The organism is Aurantimonas sp. E1-2-R+4 (genome assembly GCF_036549515.1).
In the GTDB taxonomy this organism is placed as follows: domain Bacteria; phylum Pseudomonadota; class Alphaproteobacteria; order Rhizobiales; family Rhizobiaceae; genus Aurantimonas; species Aurantimonas coralicida_A.
This window is the reverse complement of the sequence record NZ_JAZHLK010000002.1, coordinates 99637-116334: the sequence shown is the minus strand read 5'-3', so window position 1 is coordinate 116334 and position 16698 is coordinate 99637. Positions and strand designations below refer to the sequence as shown.

Here is a 16698-nt window from a genome sequence, read left to right as displayed (position 1 = left end):
ACTGCGAAACGCCTTGACCGCTGTTCGCTCGCTTCCGCCACCCGTCAACATCACGATCGGCGGGGCATTGGGAATCGTCGCCCGTATCGTCTCCGCGATATTCAGCCCGTTCTCGGTGCCGAGATTATAGTCGACAAGGACACAATCGATTGGATCCCCCTTGAGGGCACGCAACAGTTGCGGACCATCGGACGTCTGGGTGATTTCCATATCTCCGTCATGACCCAGCATGGCGGAAATATACTCCAGAAAAATCGGATCATCGTCCAAAACGGCTAGCTGTATCGAACTTGCGCTTTCCATTGGTCAGCAATCCTTAAATAAAGCAAGCCGGACGAATTGGCTTTAACTTCATTCTACGGGTGGAGACCTTTTGTAGCGGTTAACGACAACAACTTTGGTTCTGACAGTTTGGTGAAGTTTCCATCTCACGCGCCGTTTAGGCCGGTGAGCGGGCGCCCCAGTCGTCCGGCCAGATCCTGCACGAACTGGTAAGCGACGCGCCCCGATCGGCTACCGCGGGTTGTCGCCCATTCGAGGGCTTCGCGGCGAACCATTTCGGGATCGGCGGCAATGTCATGCGCGGCCAGATAACCGTCGATCATCGCCAGATACTCGTCCTGGCTGCAGCGATGGAAGCCCAGCCAGAGGCCGAATCGATCCGATAGCGAGACTTTCTCCTCGACCGCTTCACCGGGATTGATCGCGGTTGACCGCTCGTTTTCGATCATGTCGCGGGGCAGAAGGTGGCGACGGTTCGATGTCGCGTAGAACAGCACATTGGGTGGCCGGCCCTCGACGCCGCCCTCCAGCGCCGCCTTCAGCGATTTATAGGCGCTGTCGCCCATGTCGAAGGAGAGATCGTCGCAGTAGAGAAGGAACGGGCAGGGCACTTCGCGTACCAGACTCATTAGCTGCGGCAAATGATCGATATCCTCGCGGTGGATCTCGATCAGCTTGAGATGGGGCGTTTCGGCGGGAAGCGCGGCGTTCACCGCGGCATGCGCGGCCTTGACCAAGGACGACTTGCCCATGCCGCGCGCCCCCCACAAAAGCGCGTTGTTGGCCGGAAGTCCGCGGGCGAAGCGCTCGGTGTTTTCCAGGAGAATGTCGCGCGAGCGGTCGATGCCCCTGAGCAGTTCAATGGGAACGCGATTCACTATCCGCACCGGCGCGAGGGCGGCTGGCGGTTCGAAGACGAAGCAATCGGCGGCAGTGAAATCCGGCGTAGGAGCCGGCGGCGGCGCAAGCCGTTCGAGACCTTGCGCGATCCGATCCATGGTCTGCATCAAGCGGGTGAACTCAGCGGAATCCATCAGGAAAACTCGTCTCTTTCGTGGCTGTCGGCTCGGTCTGGTGCCGGCTTGTTGCATTCGAGGCGACCGATCGTATATTCCGCGCTGATCGTAAAGGCCCTGTGCCCCCCATTTCCTGAGAGGTTCCTGATGTTTGTGTCCGAGGCTTTCGCCCAGACGGCTTTGCCCACTGGTGGCGGAAGCGATATCCTGATCAGTGTGCTGCCGTTCGTCGCGGTTTTCGCGATCATGTATTTCCTGATCATTCGGCCGCAGCGCACGACGATGAAAAAGCGTCAGGAAATGCTCAGCAACATCCGCCGCGGCGATACGGTCGTGACCGGCGGCGGCATCGTCGCCAAGGTGACCAAGGTGCTGGATAACGGCGAACTCGAGGTACAGATTTCCGAGCAGGTGCGCGTGCGGGTGGTACAGGCGATGGTCGCCGAAGTGCGCGTCAAGGGCGAACCGGCTGCGGCGAACACCAAATAGCCGCTTTGCTTGAGCAAACGAGGCCACTGCCTTAAAATCGTCCGCGACACGAAACTCCCGTGTCGCCGGCTGCGTCGATCGAACGCTTAATACGGATTGCGCCCCCTTTGGAGCGACCGTCGACCCTTTCGGGACCCATATGCTCTATTTTTCGCGCTGGAAAACGATCCTAATCTGGCTGACGGTCGCTCTCGGGGTCGTCTACGCTGCCCCGAACCTGTTCTCGACCCAGACGCTCGACGAAATGCCATCCTTCGTGCCTGACAACAAGATCACGCTCGGGCTCGATCTGCAGGGCGGGTCCTACATTCTGCTCGAGATCGACGGTCCGTCGCTGACCGGGGAGCGCCTACAGACGTTGCGCGACGACGCGCGCCAGATATTGCGCACCGAGCGCGTCGGCTATTCGGGTCTCAGTGATTCCGGCACGACGGTGACGGTGCGGCTACGCGATCCAGCGCAGGCCGATGCCGCGCGCGAAGCTTTGCAGCCGCTGGTCCAGCCGCTTTCAAGCGGATTGCTGAGCGGCGGTGCGGTCACGGAAGTGGCGATCGCCGAACCCCAACCCGGCGTCCTGACGCTGTCGCTGACCGACGAGGGAATTGCCTACCGGATATCGACCGCCGTCGCTCAGTCGATCGAGGTCGTGCGCCGCCGGGTCGACGAACTCGGCACGACCGAACCGCTGATTCAACGCCAGGGCGATGACCGGATCATGGTGCAGGTTCCCGGCTTGCAGGATCCGCAGCGGCTGAAAGCGTTGCTCAACCAGACCGCCAAGCTCACCTTCCGTTTGGTCGACGAGACGGCCTCGGCTGACGAGGTCGCCAGGGGGGCCCGCCCGCCCGCCGGATCCGAACTGCGTTACACCAACGACCAGCCGCCCCAACCGATCCTGGTCCAGCGCCAGGTGATGGTCTCCGGCGAGAACCTCACCGACGCGCAAGCCGGCTTCGACAGCCAGACCAATGAAGCCGTGGTCAACATTCGCTTCGATACGCAGGGTGCGCAGCGCTTTGGCGCGGTGACCCAGCAGAATGTCGGGCGGCCCTTCGCTATCGTGCTCGACGACGAAGTGCTGTCGGCGCCGAATATCCGCGAGCCGATCCTTGGCGGTCAGGCGCAGATCAGCGGCAATTTCACCGTCGACAGCGCCAACGACCTCGCGGTTCTGCTGCGCGCCGGTGCGCTGCCGGCGACGCTCAATATCATCGAGGAGCGGACGGTCGGACCGGGCCTCGGAGCCGATTCGATCGCCGCGGGCGAGATCGCCGGTATCATCGGATCGATCCTCGTCGTCGTCTTCATGTTGGCGGCCTACGGGTTCCTGGGCATCATCGCCAACATCGCGCTCGTCGCCAACATCGTCATGATCGTCGCGCTTTTGTCGGTCTTCGGTTCGACCCTGACCCTGCCAGGCATTGCGGGCATCGTGCTCACCGTCGGCATGGCGGTCGATTCGAACGTGCTGATCTACGAACGCATCCGTGAGGAACGACGCGGCGGACGATCCGTGGTGCAGGCGATCGACGTCGGCTTCAAGAAGGCGCTGGCGACGATCATCGATGCCAACATCACCACGTTGATCGCCGCGGTCGTGCTGTTCTCGCTCGGCTCCGGCCCGGTCCGCGGCTTCGCCGTGACGCTTGCCTTCGGTATCGTTACGACCGTGTTCACGGCCTTTACCCTGACCCGCTGGCTGATGGCCGAATGGGTTCGCCGCAAGCGGCCGAAGGAGCTTCCGAAGGGCTTCCTCCATCTGGTTCCGGATGTGACGAAAATCCCGTTCATGGCGATCCGCAAATGGACCTTCGCGGCCAGCCTCGCGGCTTCGATCGCCGCGCTGGTCGGCTTTGCGACCCTCAGCATGAATTACGGCATCGATTTCACCGGCGGAACCCTGATCGAGGTGCAGGCAAAAGGCGAAGCGGCCGATATCGGCGGTATCCGCTCGGCCTTGACCGCCAGACCGATCGGCGACGTCTCGGTTCAGGAGTTCGGCTCGCCCAAAGAGGCGCTGATCCGGATCGGCTCGCTCAGTGTCGAGGGACAAAGCGGCGACGCCGCTCAGCAGACGACGGTCAACGAGGTGCGCGACGCGCTCTCGGCCGATTATGACTTCCGGCGAGTGGAGGTGGTCGGGCCGACGGTCTCGGGCGAGCTCGCCCTGGCCGGCACGATCGCGGTGCTTTTCGCGATGTTGGCTATCCTGGTTTATGTCTGGATTCGGTTCGAGTGGCAGTTCGCGATCGGCGCGATCGTCGCGACCCTGCACGACGTCATCATGACCATCGGCTTTTTGGTCGTCACCCAGATCGAGTTCAACCTGTCGAGTATCGCGGCGATCCTGACCATCGTCGGCTATTCGCTGAACGACACCGTGGTGGTCTACGATCGCGTGCGCGAGAATTTGCGTCGCTACAAGAAGCTGTCGCTGATCGAGCTTTTCGACAAATCGATCAACGATACATTGTCGCGCACCACTCTCACGGCATTGACCACCTTGCTGGCGCTCGCCGCGCTGGCGATCTTCGGTGGGGAGGTCATCCGCTCCTTCGTTCTGGCGATGCTGTTCGGCGTGATTATCGGCACCTATTCGTCGATCTTCGTGGCGGGTCCGATTCTCATCCTGTTCAAGCTGCGTCCTGCGGACTTCCAGGCCGATCGCGAAGAGAACGCAGCCGCGCGGACGGGTATCCCGGCACCGCGCGAAAGCTGACCGGGGGATGGCGAAGGGCATCGAAATCCGCGCAGCGCACTTTCCTGGGCGGGCGCCGATCGAGGCCTACGGCAACGGTGGGTTTCGGTTTGCCGACATGTCGCATCGCGGCTCGATCCTGTGCCTACCGTCCGGAATTTACGGTTGGGATGCGACGGTCGACGCGCCATTCGCCGGGGATCGGCTGGCCAAGGTCTTCGAAGAAGCGGACGATATCCGCTTTCTCCTATTCGGAACCGGCAGTGAGATCCGTCGGCTGCCGCCAGCGCTGGCCGACCGGATGAGGAAGGCCGGGATTTCCTGCGATCCGATGTCGACCGGCGCTGCAGTGCGGACCTTCAATGTCATGCTGGCCGAGAGCCGCCCGGTAGCCGCGGCGCTTGTCGCGGTCGACTGACGCCATGAACGAAAACGCAAAGGAATGCGTCCGTCTGGTCGAGGCGGAGGATCGCGACCGGGCGATCTCGCTGGCCTTTGCTCCGGCGGACAGGCGACCGGACCTCGCGGCGCTCTATGCTTTCGATGTCGAGACCGCAGGGATTCGCAATAAGGTCAGCCAGCCAATGCCGGGCGAGATTCGGCTGCAATGGTGGCGAGATGTTTTGTCGGGAGTCGGCGAGGGTGCAGCCGCACACCCGGTCGCGGCGGCCCTGTCGGAGACGATCGAACGCTACCAATTGCCCCGGTCCGCCTTCGATCGCCTGCTCGAGGCCCGGATTTTCGATCTCTATGACGATCCGATGCCATCGCGCGAGGCGTTCGAGGCCTATGCGGGGGAAACCGCGTCGACGCTGATCATGCTGGCGGCGATGATCCTGTCACGGGATCAGGCAGAGAATTTCACCGAGGCCGCTGGCCATGCCGGCGTCGCTCAGATGGTTGTGGGCGTCCTGCGGTCGCTGCCAATGCATCGTGCGCGGGGACAGGTTTATTTTCCGGCCGATCTGCTGGCGGCGGCCGGATGTACGGTCGACGATCTCGTCAGGGGCGAGGACGAGCCATCGTGCCGCGCCCTGGCCGCAATGGTCGCCTTCGGCCGTGAACACGATCGCGCCTGGCGGCGAGACCTGACGCACATCCCGCGGGCGCTTCGTCCCTCGTTCCTGCCGGCGGCACTGGCGGCCTCATACCTCGACCGGATCGAGCAGACAGGGATTGCGACGCTCGATAAACCCGTCGAGATCGGGCCGCTGAGAAAGACCTTCCTCTGCTGGCGGACCATGCGTATTTGATCGGGTGAGACGGCTGTCCGCTCCGTGAGAGTGGGGAAACGGCCGACCGGACGCAACGGGGATCGTCATGATCGGCAGATTGAAACGCGTCCCAAGCCGGTTCGGCCGATTGACACAATCGCTTGCGGAAGGGGCCGGCTCGGCAGCCATCCGCTTTCCTGTTGCAACGCTGCTGGTTGTCGCGATCGCAATCATCTCCAACCTCGCCGTTCGGAATGTCTATCTGCCGAACGAGGCCGATTTCGTCTGGCTCGTCGTCGCGCTTTACGGGGCTGCGGCGAGTTCTGTCGTCGCGGCGATCTTCGCCGAGGCACGGCGCTCACCCGTATCGATTCGGCTGGTCTCCCCGATCGCGACCGCATCGTTCGTCGGACTTGTGATCTGGTTTGGGCCGGAGCTTGGTGTCACCGCGCCGCCCTTGATCCTGGCGGCGACCCTTGCCGTTCCGCTGGCGCCTTATCTCGGACGCCACGACACGCGCCACTTCTGGGTCTTTACCCTGTGGACCGTCGCCGGAGTCACGCTGGCGTTTCTGTCGGTGCTGCTTTTTGTGCTCGGCCTGTCCGCAATTCTGGAAATGATCCGGTTCCTGCTCGATGTCGGACTGCCGGATGACGCCTACGAGCACATCTATGTCACTGCCTTTGCCCTGGTTGGACCGCTGTTTTCTCTTGGGCGCATCCCGCGGGATTTCGATGACGCAATGCCGGTCACGGGCGACGACCGGTTGATTTCTGGTGTGCGCATCCTGATCGACTGGGTGGCGGCGCCGCTGGTATTAGCCACGGCGATCGTGTTGCATCTCTATGCCGCCAAGATCCTCGTTACGATCGAGGTGCCGAAAAACGAGATCGGCTGGATCGTGAGCTTGTTTGCGTTCCTGCTGCTGTCGTTGCGGGTCGCCAGCGATCCCTTCATCGCAGGCGGGGCGTGGCCCACGCGGCTTCTGGCGCGAATCTGGGCGTTCGTCTTGCTCGTCCCACTCGCGCTCCTCTTTTACGCAGTCTCGCTGCGGGTCGCGGCCGAGGGCGTGACGCTGGAGCGCTACTATCTGGCCCTGGCCGCGGTCGCAGCAGTGATCGTGATCGTGCTGGAGGCCGTGCCACGCGCTCGCGGCGATATCCGTTGGATGGCCGCGGTTCCGATCGTGCTACTGGCACTGTCGTCGTTCGGGCCCTGGGGCGCGGCGAGCACGGTAGGGCGAAGCCAGACCAGCCTGATCGTGACCGAATTCGGCTGGAGCGACGAAATGGTCGGGTCCGGAATCCCCGCAGCCGATCGCCCGGCGAATGCACAGGCCCGGCTGCGCTCGCGTCTTTATGCTCTGGAAGAGGCCGGAGAACTCGACCGAATCCTGCCTTATCTCGATCCCGAGGCAGCGGCGCACTACGCCGAGGCAAAGCGCGGCAGCCCCGGCACGGAGATTGATATGGTCTTCGCGGAGTTGGGCTTGGCTGCTCCGTCGCAACTGAGCGAGTTTCGCAGCTTTACCGCCAACGCCGGGACCGCCGTCGATCTCGCCGGATTCGATCGTGCGTTGTCGGAAAGAGCTGTTGCCGCAGCCGAGGACGACGGCGGAGGAGGACGCGTGATACCGGCGCGACCTGGCGACATAGCGCTCGCAGTCTCGGGCACGGCTCTCACGATCCGGATCGGTGCCGTCGCGGATCGCGTCGATCTGGCGGATGCAATCGCCGCTCTGCCCGAAACCGTCTTTGCTACCGACCCCGATCGGTTGGCGCCGGTGGTCGTCGATGTCACGAGCGCAAGAGGGCGTCGGATCCGGATGGCGCTGCGCCAATTGTCGCTGTCCGGAGACACCGGGGCGATCCTCTCGGCGACCCTGGCGCTCTACTACCGCTCCGCCGACTGGCCGGCGGAAGCGGCAGAAGCGCCTGATGGCGCCGCGCCGGAAACCTCACTCGGCGGCGGTGGCGACCGCATCGAGCCCAAGCCACGCGGCATAGTCGGCGAGGGCGCGCGCTGACATCGCCTTCTTCTTGGCGATTGTCTTTTCCTTGCCGCGAAATCGCTTCTGCCCTTCCGGCTTCTGGATCGTGCCGGGGTCGAGCGGCGGGAACAGGCCGAAATTGACGTTCATCGGCTGGAACGAGCGCTTGCCGCCGTCTTCCTCATGGGCGAGATGTCCGCCGGTGATGTGAGCGATGAGCGCGCCCATCGCCGTGGTCTGAGGCGGTGGGCTCAATGTCTCGCCGAGACGTTCGGCGGCTGCGAAACGCCCGGTCATCAGGCCGACGGCCGCGGACTCGACGTAACCCTCGCAGCCGGTGATCTGGCCGGCAAAGCGCACATGCGGCAATGCCTTGAGGCGCAGCGTCGCGTCGAGCAGTACCGGCGAGTTGAGATAGGTATTGCGGTGCAGGCCCCCCAGTCGGGCAAACTCGGCGTTTTCGAGCCCCGGAATCATCCGGAAGATGTCGGCCTGGGCGCCGTATTTCAATTTCGTCTGGAAACCGACGATGTTGTAGAGCGTGCCGAGGGCGTTGTCCTGGCGCAATTGAACGACGGCGTACGCTTTGATGTCAGGCTGATGGGCGTTGGTCAGACCCATCGGCTTCATCGGTCCGTGCCGAAGTGTCTCGGGACCGCGCTCCGCCATCACCTCGATCGGCAGACAGCCGTCGAAATAGGGCGTGCCCTCCCACTCCTTGAACTCGGTGCGGTCGCCCTCGACCAGCGCCGCGACGAAGCGCTCGTAGGTTTCCTTGTCGAGCGGGCAGTTGATGTAATCCTTGCCGGTGCCGCCGGGGCCGACCTTGTCGTAGCGCGATTGAAACCACGCTTTGTCCATGTCGATCGAATCGAAATGGACGATCGGTGCGATCGCATCGAAGAAGGCCAGCGCATCGGATCCCGTGGCGGCACGAATGGACTCCGCCAGGGCGGGCGCCGTCAACGGACCGGTGGCGACGATGCTCGGACCCCATTCTTCGGGCGGCAAGCCTTCGACCTCGCCGCGTTCGATCCGGATCAGCGGATGATCGTCGATCGTTGCGGTGACGGCTTCCGCGAACCCTTCGCGGTCAACGGCGAGCGCGCTTCCGGCCGGCACCTGATGCGCGTCAGCCGCGCGCATGATCAGCGAGTTCGCCAGCCGCATTTCCGCGTGCAGGACGCCGACGGCGTTGGTCTCGCTATCGTCCGAGCGAAACGAGTTCGAGCACACCAGTTCCGCCAGCGAATCGGTCTGGTGCGCGTCGGTCCCGCGCAGGGGTCGCATTTCGTGCAGCACAACCGGGATACCGCGCTCGGCGATCTGCCACGCGGCCTCGGAGCCGGCGAGCCCGCCGCCGACGACATGAATAGGTTTGTTCGACATGGAGAAGATTTAGCAGCCGGTGCGCCGTCCCGAAAGGGCCGGATGAAGCGCCATGCGCAGAAACGACGAAACCCGCCGGGGGGAGGACCCGACGGGTTTCAAACGTACCTGCGCTGGGAGGAGGATGCGCAGGCTACAATCCGCATTCGGCCCGGGAGGAGGTGGGCCGTCAGCGAAACTCTTGCTTCTCTCATCGGCCGCCGGGGGGAGGACCCGACGGCCGACCGAGAGATGCCCGCGCTGGGAGGAGGATGCGCGGGCACTTTTCCGCCTTGGGGGTCTGGGAGGAACAACCCACGGCGAAGCTCTGATCTCTTGGGCGCCCGCCGGGGGGAGGACCCGGCGGGCGTCTTGGGAAGGTCCACCCCATTCTGGGAGGAAGATAGGTGAACCTTGATCCGCTCGGGCCCTGGGAGGAGGATGGGCCGTCGCGAAATCGAATGGGTTGGGTGGCCGTTCAGCCGACCGCGCGGCGGGCGATGCTGCTGATGTCGCCGCGGGCGATGCCGAGGTCGGACAGTTCGCGCTGCGACAGGCGGCTCAGCTCGTTGACCGTCTCGCGGTAGCGGCGCCAGTTGTTGTAAGAGCGGACGATGTTCATGGTCTTCACCTGATTGTCTAACTTTAATCGATTGAAGCGGCCCGGCTGATCCGTCAGCGTCGCCTCGTTGACCAGGAAGTTAGGGGGCCGGATCGAAGGTTGCCAGACGTCTAAACGCATGGCAGCTTTGCAATTTGTGCAATGCAGCAAAAAATTGGTGAAAAATAAGAAAAATCAACATGTTAGTGAATAGGTTTATGCGTTCTGGATCTGAGGGGCATGCTGCAGGCGCGTCGCGTTAAGCTGCGGTTAAGCATCGTGTGAGGCCTGAGGCGCGGTCGGCCCGCGATCGGCGTCGACCAGCCCCGCCTTCGTCCCGCAAGTGCAGCGCGGCGAATTCAGGCCAAATTTGCCCTTTCGTGGCCGGAATGCCGGTGATATAGAGGCGCGCGCCTCGCGTCGCCCATTGTTCGGCGCACCATGCGGGTGTGGCGGAATTGGCAGACGCACTTGGTTTAGGTCCAAGCGCCGAGAGGCATGGGGGTTCAAGTCCCTCCACCCGCACCATTCGGGCGCTTTCACGGAATTCATAACGGGCTCGGTCGGCACAGGTCGGCCCTGGCAAGATCAAGAAGGTATCGAGAATGCAGGTAACGGAGACCAAGGCCGAGGGACTGAAGCGCGAGATCGAGATCGTCGTGCCCGCCTCGGATCTTGAAGCGCGCCTCCAGACACGGCTCTATGAGGCCAAGGACCAGGTGCGGCTGAAGGGTTTCCGGCCGGGCAAGGTTCCCGTCGCACATCTTCGCAAGATGTACGGCAAGTCGATGATGGCCGAGATCGTCAACCAGATCCTCACGGACACGCCTCGCACGGTCATTGCCGAGCGTAACGAGCGCTCCGCCATGCAGCCCGAGATCGGGATGACCGAGGACGAGGGCGAGGCTGAGAAGGTTCTTCGCGGCGAGTCGGACTTCAAGTTCACGCTCGCCTACGAGACGCTCCCGGCAATCGAGCTCAAGGAGACCACGGGCATCAAGATCGAGCGACCGATCGTCGAGGTTTCCGACGAGGAGATCGACGAGCAGGTCAAGCGGATCGCGGAGAATGCCCGAACCTACGAGCCCAAAAAGGGCAAGGCCAAGGACGGCGATCGCGTCACCATGGACTTCGTCGGCAAGATCGACGGCGAAGCGTTTGATGGCGGCGCGGCCACCGATTCCAATCTGGTGCTCGGCTCCAACCAGTTCATTCCCGGTTTCGAGGAGCAGCTTGTCGGCCTCAAGGCGGGCGACGCGAAGACCGTCGAGCTGACCTTCCCCGAGGATTACGGCGCGGCTCATCTCGCGGGCAAGGCTGCCACCTTCGACGTGACCGTCAAGGAAGTCTCGGCGCCGGTCGAGACGGCGATCGACGACGATATGGCCAAGAAGTTGGGGGTCGAATCGCTCGAGCGCCTGCGGACGGTCGTGCGCGAGCAGATCGAAAGCCAGTACGGCCTGGCCACACGCCAGAAGGTCAAGCGCCAGCTGCTCGATGCTCTCGACGAAACCTATGATTTCGCCCTGCCGGAGAAGCTCGTCGAAGCCGAGTTCACCAATATCTGGACCCAGGTCGAAAACGAGCTGAAGCAGAACGGCAAGAGCTTCGAGGACGAGGACACGACCGAGGAGGACGCCAAGGCCGAGTATCGTCGCTTGGCCGAACGTCGCGTCCGGCTTGGCCTGGTTCTCTCGGAGATCGGCGAAAAGGCCGGCGTGCAGATTACCGACGAGGAGCTGCAACGCGCGATGTTCGAGCAAGTCCGTCGCTATCCCGGGCAGGAGAAGGAGGTCTACGAGTACTTCCAGAAAACTCCGGACGCGGTGGCGAGCCTCAGGGCGCCGCTCTATGAGGAGAAGGTCGTCGATCACCTCCTCGCCGAGGTCGACGTCACCGACAAGACGGTCAGCAAGGAAGAGCTGATGGCCGAGGACGAGGACGACAAGGAAGCGGCTCTCGCCTCCTGATGCGCACCCTCTGGTGAGGCGAAATGTCACGGGGGCCGGCGAAAGTCGGCCCCTTTTTGCGTCGCGTTGCCGGTTTTGGTGGCCCCAGTCTCGTCAAAGCCACGGGTGATAGACCGGCGCCGAGATTGGAAGGCGGCGGCTCGCGCCAAAGGACTTAGGCTATATCCGGCATGCAGCGATTTACGACGACCGGCATCATCGCATTGTTCATCGGCATTCTCGTTTGGGGGGGAACGAGCGCGGCCCAGATTCCCGGCCTTCCGAGCACCTCGTCAGCCGCCAACGATACTGGCGGGCAGGGCGGCGATACCGCCAATCTCGATGATCTGATCAAGATCCTGGAGAATGACGAGACCCGTGCCAAACTCGTCGAATCGCTGAAAGCCGCCGCCTACAAGGCGCCGGGAGGCGAGGGCGAGGACGGTGGGGATGCCGCCATCGTCCCAACGGGCGCGGAGGTTGTGCGGACGCTGCCCGGCGAGATCGCCGACTCCACGCGCGCACTGATCGGCGGCCTGTCGGAAACTTGGGAAACGCTGCGAACGAATACCGCCTCCGCGCTCGATATGCTGGCCGGCGTCGGCAGCATCGACCTGCCGAACGTCCTTGCGACGATACTGCCGGTCGCGCTCGTCGCCATCGTGGTGTTCCTGGTGCTGGCCGCAAGTCGGCTTGTAAAGGCACCAATTTTCCGCCGAATGGCCGAGCGCGCCGAGCATTCAGGCCCGCTGCGCAAGCTGATGCTGCTGGTCGTTTCGGCCCTCGTCGACGCTGCGTCGATCATTGTCAGCTGGGCGGGCGGCTATGTGGCCGCGACGATTTTCTTCGGCGGTCGGCCCGGCATCAATCAGGCTTTGTTCCTCAACGGCTTCTTGCTGATCGAGATGATCAAGGTCACCCTCGGGACCTTCGTCGCGCCGACCTATCCCAGGCTTCGCCTGACCCCGTTCTCGGACCGTCAGGCAAGTTATTGGTATTTCTGGATTTCGCGGCTGATCTCGATCCTGGGCTACACCTTCCTCTTCGTAGCCCCGATCATGCAGCGGTCTTCCGGGGCTGCGGCGGCCGACGCGACGCGCCTTATCGGCGTGGTGCTGTCGCTGATTCTGGCAGTCTGGCTCATTCTGAAGAACCGCGGCGTCGTACGCGAGCGTCTGAAGCGCGCCAGGCAACACGGCGACAAGAGCCTTGGCGCCCGCTTCAATGCGTTTGTCGGCCAGATCTGGTGGGCGCTCGCAATCGGGTTCGTGCTGACGCTGTTCGCGGTGTGGCTGCAGAGTCCCGAGATCGGCTTGACCTTCGTCGTCGTCTCGATACTCGAGTCAATCGCGGCGATGGCCTTGGGTGGTCTCGTCGTCTCGATTCTGTCCCGGTGGATCGCCAAAGGCGTTCCGATCCCCGATGACTGGAAAGAGCGGATTCCGCTTCTGGAAAGACGGGTGAACTCATTCATTCCGAAAATGCTCACCGTCTTTCGAGTCCTGGTGATGCTCGTCGTGCTCGGCGCGATCCTGCAAGCGTGGAATCTGTTCAGCTTCTCCGATGAATTTGGTCGACTGGCAGGCCAACGCTTCGTCGGCAGCCTCATCGGCGCTGGTGTGATCCTTGCCGTTGGCGTGGCGATCTATATCGGCATCTCGTCCTGGATCGAATATCGGATGAACCCGAATTTCGGCACCGTTCCGACGGCACGCGAACGCACCCTCCTGTCGCTGTTTCGCAACGCCTTCACCATCACCATGGTGGTGATCGTGTCGATGCTGGTCCTGTCGCAGGTCGGCATTGATATCGCGCCGCTTCTCGCCGGTGCCGGCGTCGTCGGTTTGGCGATCGGTTTCGGTGCCCAGAAGTTCGTTCAGGACATCATCACCGGCGCCTTCATCCAGATCCAGAATGCCATGAACGAGGGCGATATCGTCGAACTCAACGGCGTCTCAGGCGTCGTCGAACAACTGACCGTGCGCTCGGTCGGACTGCGCTCGGTCGACGGAACATGGTATCTGATCCCGTTCTCGTCGGTCGATCAGGTCGCCAACTACTCCAAGGACTTCGCTTACTATGTTGCCGATATCGGGGTGGCTTATCGAGAGAATGTCGAGGACGTGAAACAGATGATGCACGACGCCTTCGAGGAGCTGAAGCAAAGTTCGGTCGGTCCCAACCTGATCAGTGATCTCGATATGTGGGGCGTGCAGGAATTGGGCGATTCAGCTGTCGTCGTGCGTGCCCGTGTCATGACCAAGCCCAGCACCCAATGGGGCGTCGGCCGCGCCTATCGCGAGATCGTGAAGCGCCTTGCCGACGAACGCGGCATTGAAATTCCGTTCCCGCACATGACGGTCTGGTTCGGCGAGGACCGGGGTGGCAAGGCTCCGCCCGTTCGTATTGCGGAGGAGGATTCTACGGTGCCGCAGGGCCGCGTGATCGACGAGGCCGCCACGCCGAGCGAGGCGACGCGGGCGACGCGCGAAACAAGCGGCTCGGACTACGGCTCCACCGACGCGACCGGGCGGCCAATTCCCCCCAGCGGCGGCGACATTGATAGCGCCGGCGGAGACCGCGGCTGACGCCGGCAAGGGCGGTGGCGAGGCGGAATTCGGTCATATCCGCGGCATCGACGGACCGAACTGCGATAATGCCGTTGGCGGATGGCTTGCATAGGCCCTTTGCCAAGCCCTATCTACGGCGTCAGAAACGAGCATCGATTCTCACAGGCGGGGCCGTCCGGTACCGCTCCACCCGAGCAAGCAGCGAGACGACGACTGATGAAGCACCCCTTGGAAACCGCGATGAATCTCGTCCCGATGGTCGTCGAGCAGACCAATCGCGGCGAGCGCGCCTATGACATCTTCTCGCGTCTCCTTAAGGAGCGGGTGATCTTCATCACCGGTCCGATCGAGGATTCGATGGCGACGCTGGTTTGCGCCCAGCTGCTGTTCCTCGAGGCCGAGAACCCGAAAAAGGAGATCGCGCTCTACATTAACTCGCCGGGCGGCGTCGTCACCAGCGGCATGGCGATCTACGACACCATGCAGTTCATCCGGCCGGCGGTCTCGACGCTGTGCATCGGCCAGGCGGCCTCGATGGGCTCGTTGCTGCTTTGCGCCGGTCAGAAAGATATGCGGTTCGCGACGCCGAACGCGCGCATCATGGTGCATCAGCCCTCAGGCGGCTTCTCCGGGCAGGCCTCCGACATCGAGCGTCATGCGCAGGACATCATCAAGCTGAAGCGCCGTCTCAACGAGGTCTACGTCGAGCATACCGGCCAGGATTACGAGACCATTGACCGCACCCTCGACCGTGACCATTTCATGACGGCAGAAGAAGCCAAGGAATTCGGCCTGATCGACACGGTGTATTCGTCGCGGGCCTCGCTTGAAGCCGATGTAACTAAGTAGCGCATAGCATTTGCCACGTCGCGGCCACAGTCGGCGGCCGATAGTGGGAGGCGCCGCGTTAAGCGCTGCTCAAGCAATCGACGTTATGTCGGATGATGTGCATAGGTGCGTAGGACGCCTCTTCCGCGACCCGTGAGGGCCGAAGTCGCTTTGCCGACAGGCCTTATTGGGTTTACGCTCGGCGGAGATATCAAGAAACGGATCCCTGGAGGGGACCGGATCGGAAGGAAAGACGAATGAGCAAAACGAGCGGCGGCGATTCCAAGAACACGCTCTATTGCTCTTTCTGCGGAAAGAGCCAGCACGAAGTCCGTAAGCTGATCGCCGGGCCGACGGTATTCATTTGCGACGAATGCGTCGAATTGTGCATGGACATCATCCGGGAGGAAAACAAATCCTCCATGGTGAAGTCCCGCGAGGGCGTGCCGACTCCTCAGGAGATCATCGCGGTCCTGGACGACTACGTCATCGGTCAGGCTTTCGCCAAGAAGGTCCTGTCGGTCGCGGTACACAACCACTACAAGCGCCTGGCCCACGCGGCCAAGAACAACGACGTCGAGTTGGCCAAGTCGAACATCCTGCTGATCGGTCCGACCGGCTGCGGCAAGACGTTGCTGGCCCAGACTCTGGCCCGCATCATCGACGTGCCGTTCACGATGGCCGACGCAACGACGCTGACCGAAGCCGGTTATGTCGGCGAGGATGTCGAGAACATCATCCTGAAGCTGCTGCAGTCGGCCGACTATAATGTCGAGCGGGCGCAGCGCGGCATCGTCTATATCGACGAGATCGACAAGATCAGCCGCAAGTCCGACAACCCCTCGATCACCCGCGATGTGTCGGGCGAGGGCGTGCAGCAGGCGCTGTTGAAGATCATGGAGGGCACGGTGGCTTCCGTGCCGCCGCAGGGCGGACGCAAGCATCCTCAGCAGGAATTCCTGCAGGTCGATACGGCGAACATTCTGTTCATCTGCGGTGGCGCCTTTGCCGGCCTCGACAAGATCATCTCCGATCGCGGCCGCAAGACCTCCATCGGCTTTGCCGCGAATGTCGCCGCGCCGGACGAGCGGCGCACCGGCGACGTGTTCCGCCAGGTGGAGCCCGAGGATCTGCTGAAATTCGGTCTGATCCCGGAATTCGTCGGCCGTCTGCCGGTTCTGGCCACGCTGGAGGACCTCGATGAGGTTGCCCTCGTCCAGATTCTGGAACAGCCGAAGAACGCTCTGGTCAAGCAGTACCAACGCTTGTTCGAGATGGAGAACGTCGAGCTGTCGTTCCATGAGGACGCGCTGAAGGCGATTGCCCGCAAGGCGATCGAGCGCAAGACCGGCGCGCGCGGACTGCGCTCGATCATGGAGGCAATGCTGCTCGACACGATGTTCGATCTGCCGACGCTGGAAGGCGTGCAGGAGGTCGTGATCTCCGAGGACGTGATCGATGGCAACGCGCGTCCGCTCTATATCTACGCCGAGCGTAACGGCGAGAAGGAAAACGTCAGCGCGTAACAGTCTCGATTTTCGGGGAATTGACGGACGGCATCAGAGCCCGTCCCGGCTTCCCGCCGGGGCGGGCTTTTTGTTATCGGGCGGGAATGTCGGGCAACCGCATTGCGGCTCGGTTGCAGTCCGAATCGCTTGAATTGCCGGACATTGACGCCCACATTGACGATCGA

General features: G+C 62.7%; 12 protein-coding genes, 1 tRNA gene and 1 pseudogene. 10 read left to right on the top strand and 4 right to left on the bottom strand.

Annotated features, from left to right (window positions below; translation table 11 throughout):
- Both VQ045_RS21935 and VQ045_RS01940 read right to left on the bottom strand, forming a co-directional pair.
- Window positions 1-231: pseudogene (locus tag VQ045_RS21935) on the bottom strand (response regulator); the annotation flags it as partial.
- Between the two features lie 197 nt (window positions 232-428).
- Window positions 429-1316, bottom strand: a complete 888-nt coding sequence (locus VQ045_RS01940) for an ATP-binding protein (protein WP_327622911.1) — start codon at window positions 1314-1316, stop codon at window positions 429-431.
- 129 nt (window positions 1317-1445) lie between these two features.
- On the opposite strand from VQ045_RS01940, the gene yajC reads away from it, so the two are divergent.
- The 5 genes from yajC to VQ045_RS01915 all read left to right on the top strand — a co-directional run bounded on the left by yajC (window position 1446) and on the right by VQ045_RS01915 (window position 7725).
- Window positions 1446-1787 (top strand): preprotein translocase subunit YajC, encoded by a 342-nt coding sequence (gene yajC / locus VQ045_RS01935; RefSeq protein ID WP_327622910.1) that lies wholly within the window; start codon window positions 1446-1448, stop codon window positions 1785-1787.
- A gap of 139 nt (window positions 1788-1926) precedes the next feature.
- Window positions 1927-4506 (top strand): protein translocase subunit SecDF, encoded by a 2580-nt coding sequence (gene secDF / locus VQ045_RS01930; RefSeq protein ID WP_331828971.1) that lies wholly within the window; start codon window positions 1927-1929, stop codon window positions 4504-4506.
- 7 nt (window positions 4507-4513) lie between these two features.
- Window positions 4514-4903, top strand: a complete 390-nt coding sequence (locus VQ045_RS01925; RefSeq protein ID WP_327622908.1) for an Mth938-like domain-containing protein — start codon at window positions 4514-4516, stop codon at window positions 4901-4903.
- Window positions 4904-4907: 4 nt separating this feature from the next.
- The gene (locus tag VQ045_RS01920) at window positions 4908-5738 is read left to right on the top strand and encodes a phytoene/squalene synthase family protein (protein ID WP_327622907.1); all 831 of its coding nucleotides are present in this window, start codon (window positions 4908-4910) and stop codon (window positions 5736-5738) included.
- Between the two features lie 109 nt (window positions 5739-5847).
- Window positions 5848-7725, top strand: coding sequence for a DUF4153 domain-containing protein (locus VQ045_RS01915; protein WP_327622906.1), 1878 nt, complete (start codon window positions 5848-5850; stop codon window positions 7723-7725).
- Here VQ045_RS01915 and trmFO read toward each other — a convergent pair.
- Window positions 7657-9078, bottom strand: coding sequence for a methylenetetrahydrofolate--tRNA-(uracil(54)-C(5))-methyltransferase (FADH(2)-oxidizing) TrmFO (gene trmFO, locus VQ045_RS01910; RefSeq protein WP_327622905.1), 1422 nt, complete (start codon window positions 9076-9078; stop codon window positions 7657-7659). The genes VQ045_RS01915 and trmFO overlap by 69 nt on opposite strands.
- A 457-nt stretch (window positions 9079-9535) precedes the next feature.
- Window positions 9536-9679, bottom strand: coding sequence for a DUF1127 domain-containing protein (locus tag VQ045_RS01905; RefSeq protein ID WP_327622983.1), 144 nt, complete (start codon window positions 9677-9679; stop codon window positions 9536-9538).
- Between the two features lie 422 nt (window positions 9680-10101).
- Between VQ045_RS01905 and VQ045_RS01900 the strand changes: the two genes are divergently transcribed.
- From VQ045_RS01900 to clpX, 5 genes are all read left to right on the top strand, one after another.
- A tRNA-Leu gene (locus tag VQ045_RS01900) sits at window positions 10102-10186 on the top strand.
- 77 nt (window positions 10187-10263) lie between these two features.
- Window positions 10264-11628: a trigger factor gene (tig, locus tag VQ045_RS01895; RefSeq protein WP_331828969.1), complete on the top strand. Its 1365-nt coding sequence runs from the start codon at window positions 10264-10266 to the stop codon at window positions 11626-11628.
- Between the two features lie 170 nt (window positions 11629-11798).
- Complete coding sequence (locus VQ045_RS01890) at window positions 11799-14195, top strand: mechanosensitive ion channel domain-containing protein (RefSeq protein WP_331828968.1); 2397 nt, start codon at window positions 11799-11801, stop codon at window positions 14193-14195.
- A 198-nt stretch (window positions 14196-14393) separates the two neighbouring features.
- Window positions 14394-15026 (top strand): ATP-dependent Clp protease proteolytic subunit, encoded by a 633-nt coding sequence (locus VQ045_RS01885; RefSeq protein ID WP_327622902.1) that lies wholly within the window; start codon window positions 14394-14396, stop codon window positions 15024-15026.
- Window positions 15027-15262: 236 nt separating this feature from the next.
- Entirely contained in the window at window positions 15263-16531 is a 1269-nt protein-coding gene (gene clpX / locus VQ045_RS01880) for an ATP-dependent Clp protease ATP-binding subunit ClpX (RefSeq protein ID WP_327645782.1), read from the top strand.
- Window positions 16532-16698: the final 167 nt, after the last annotated feature.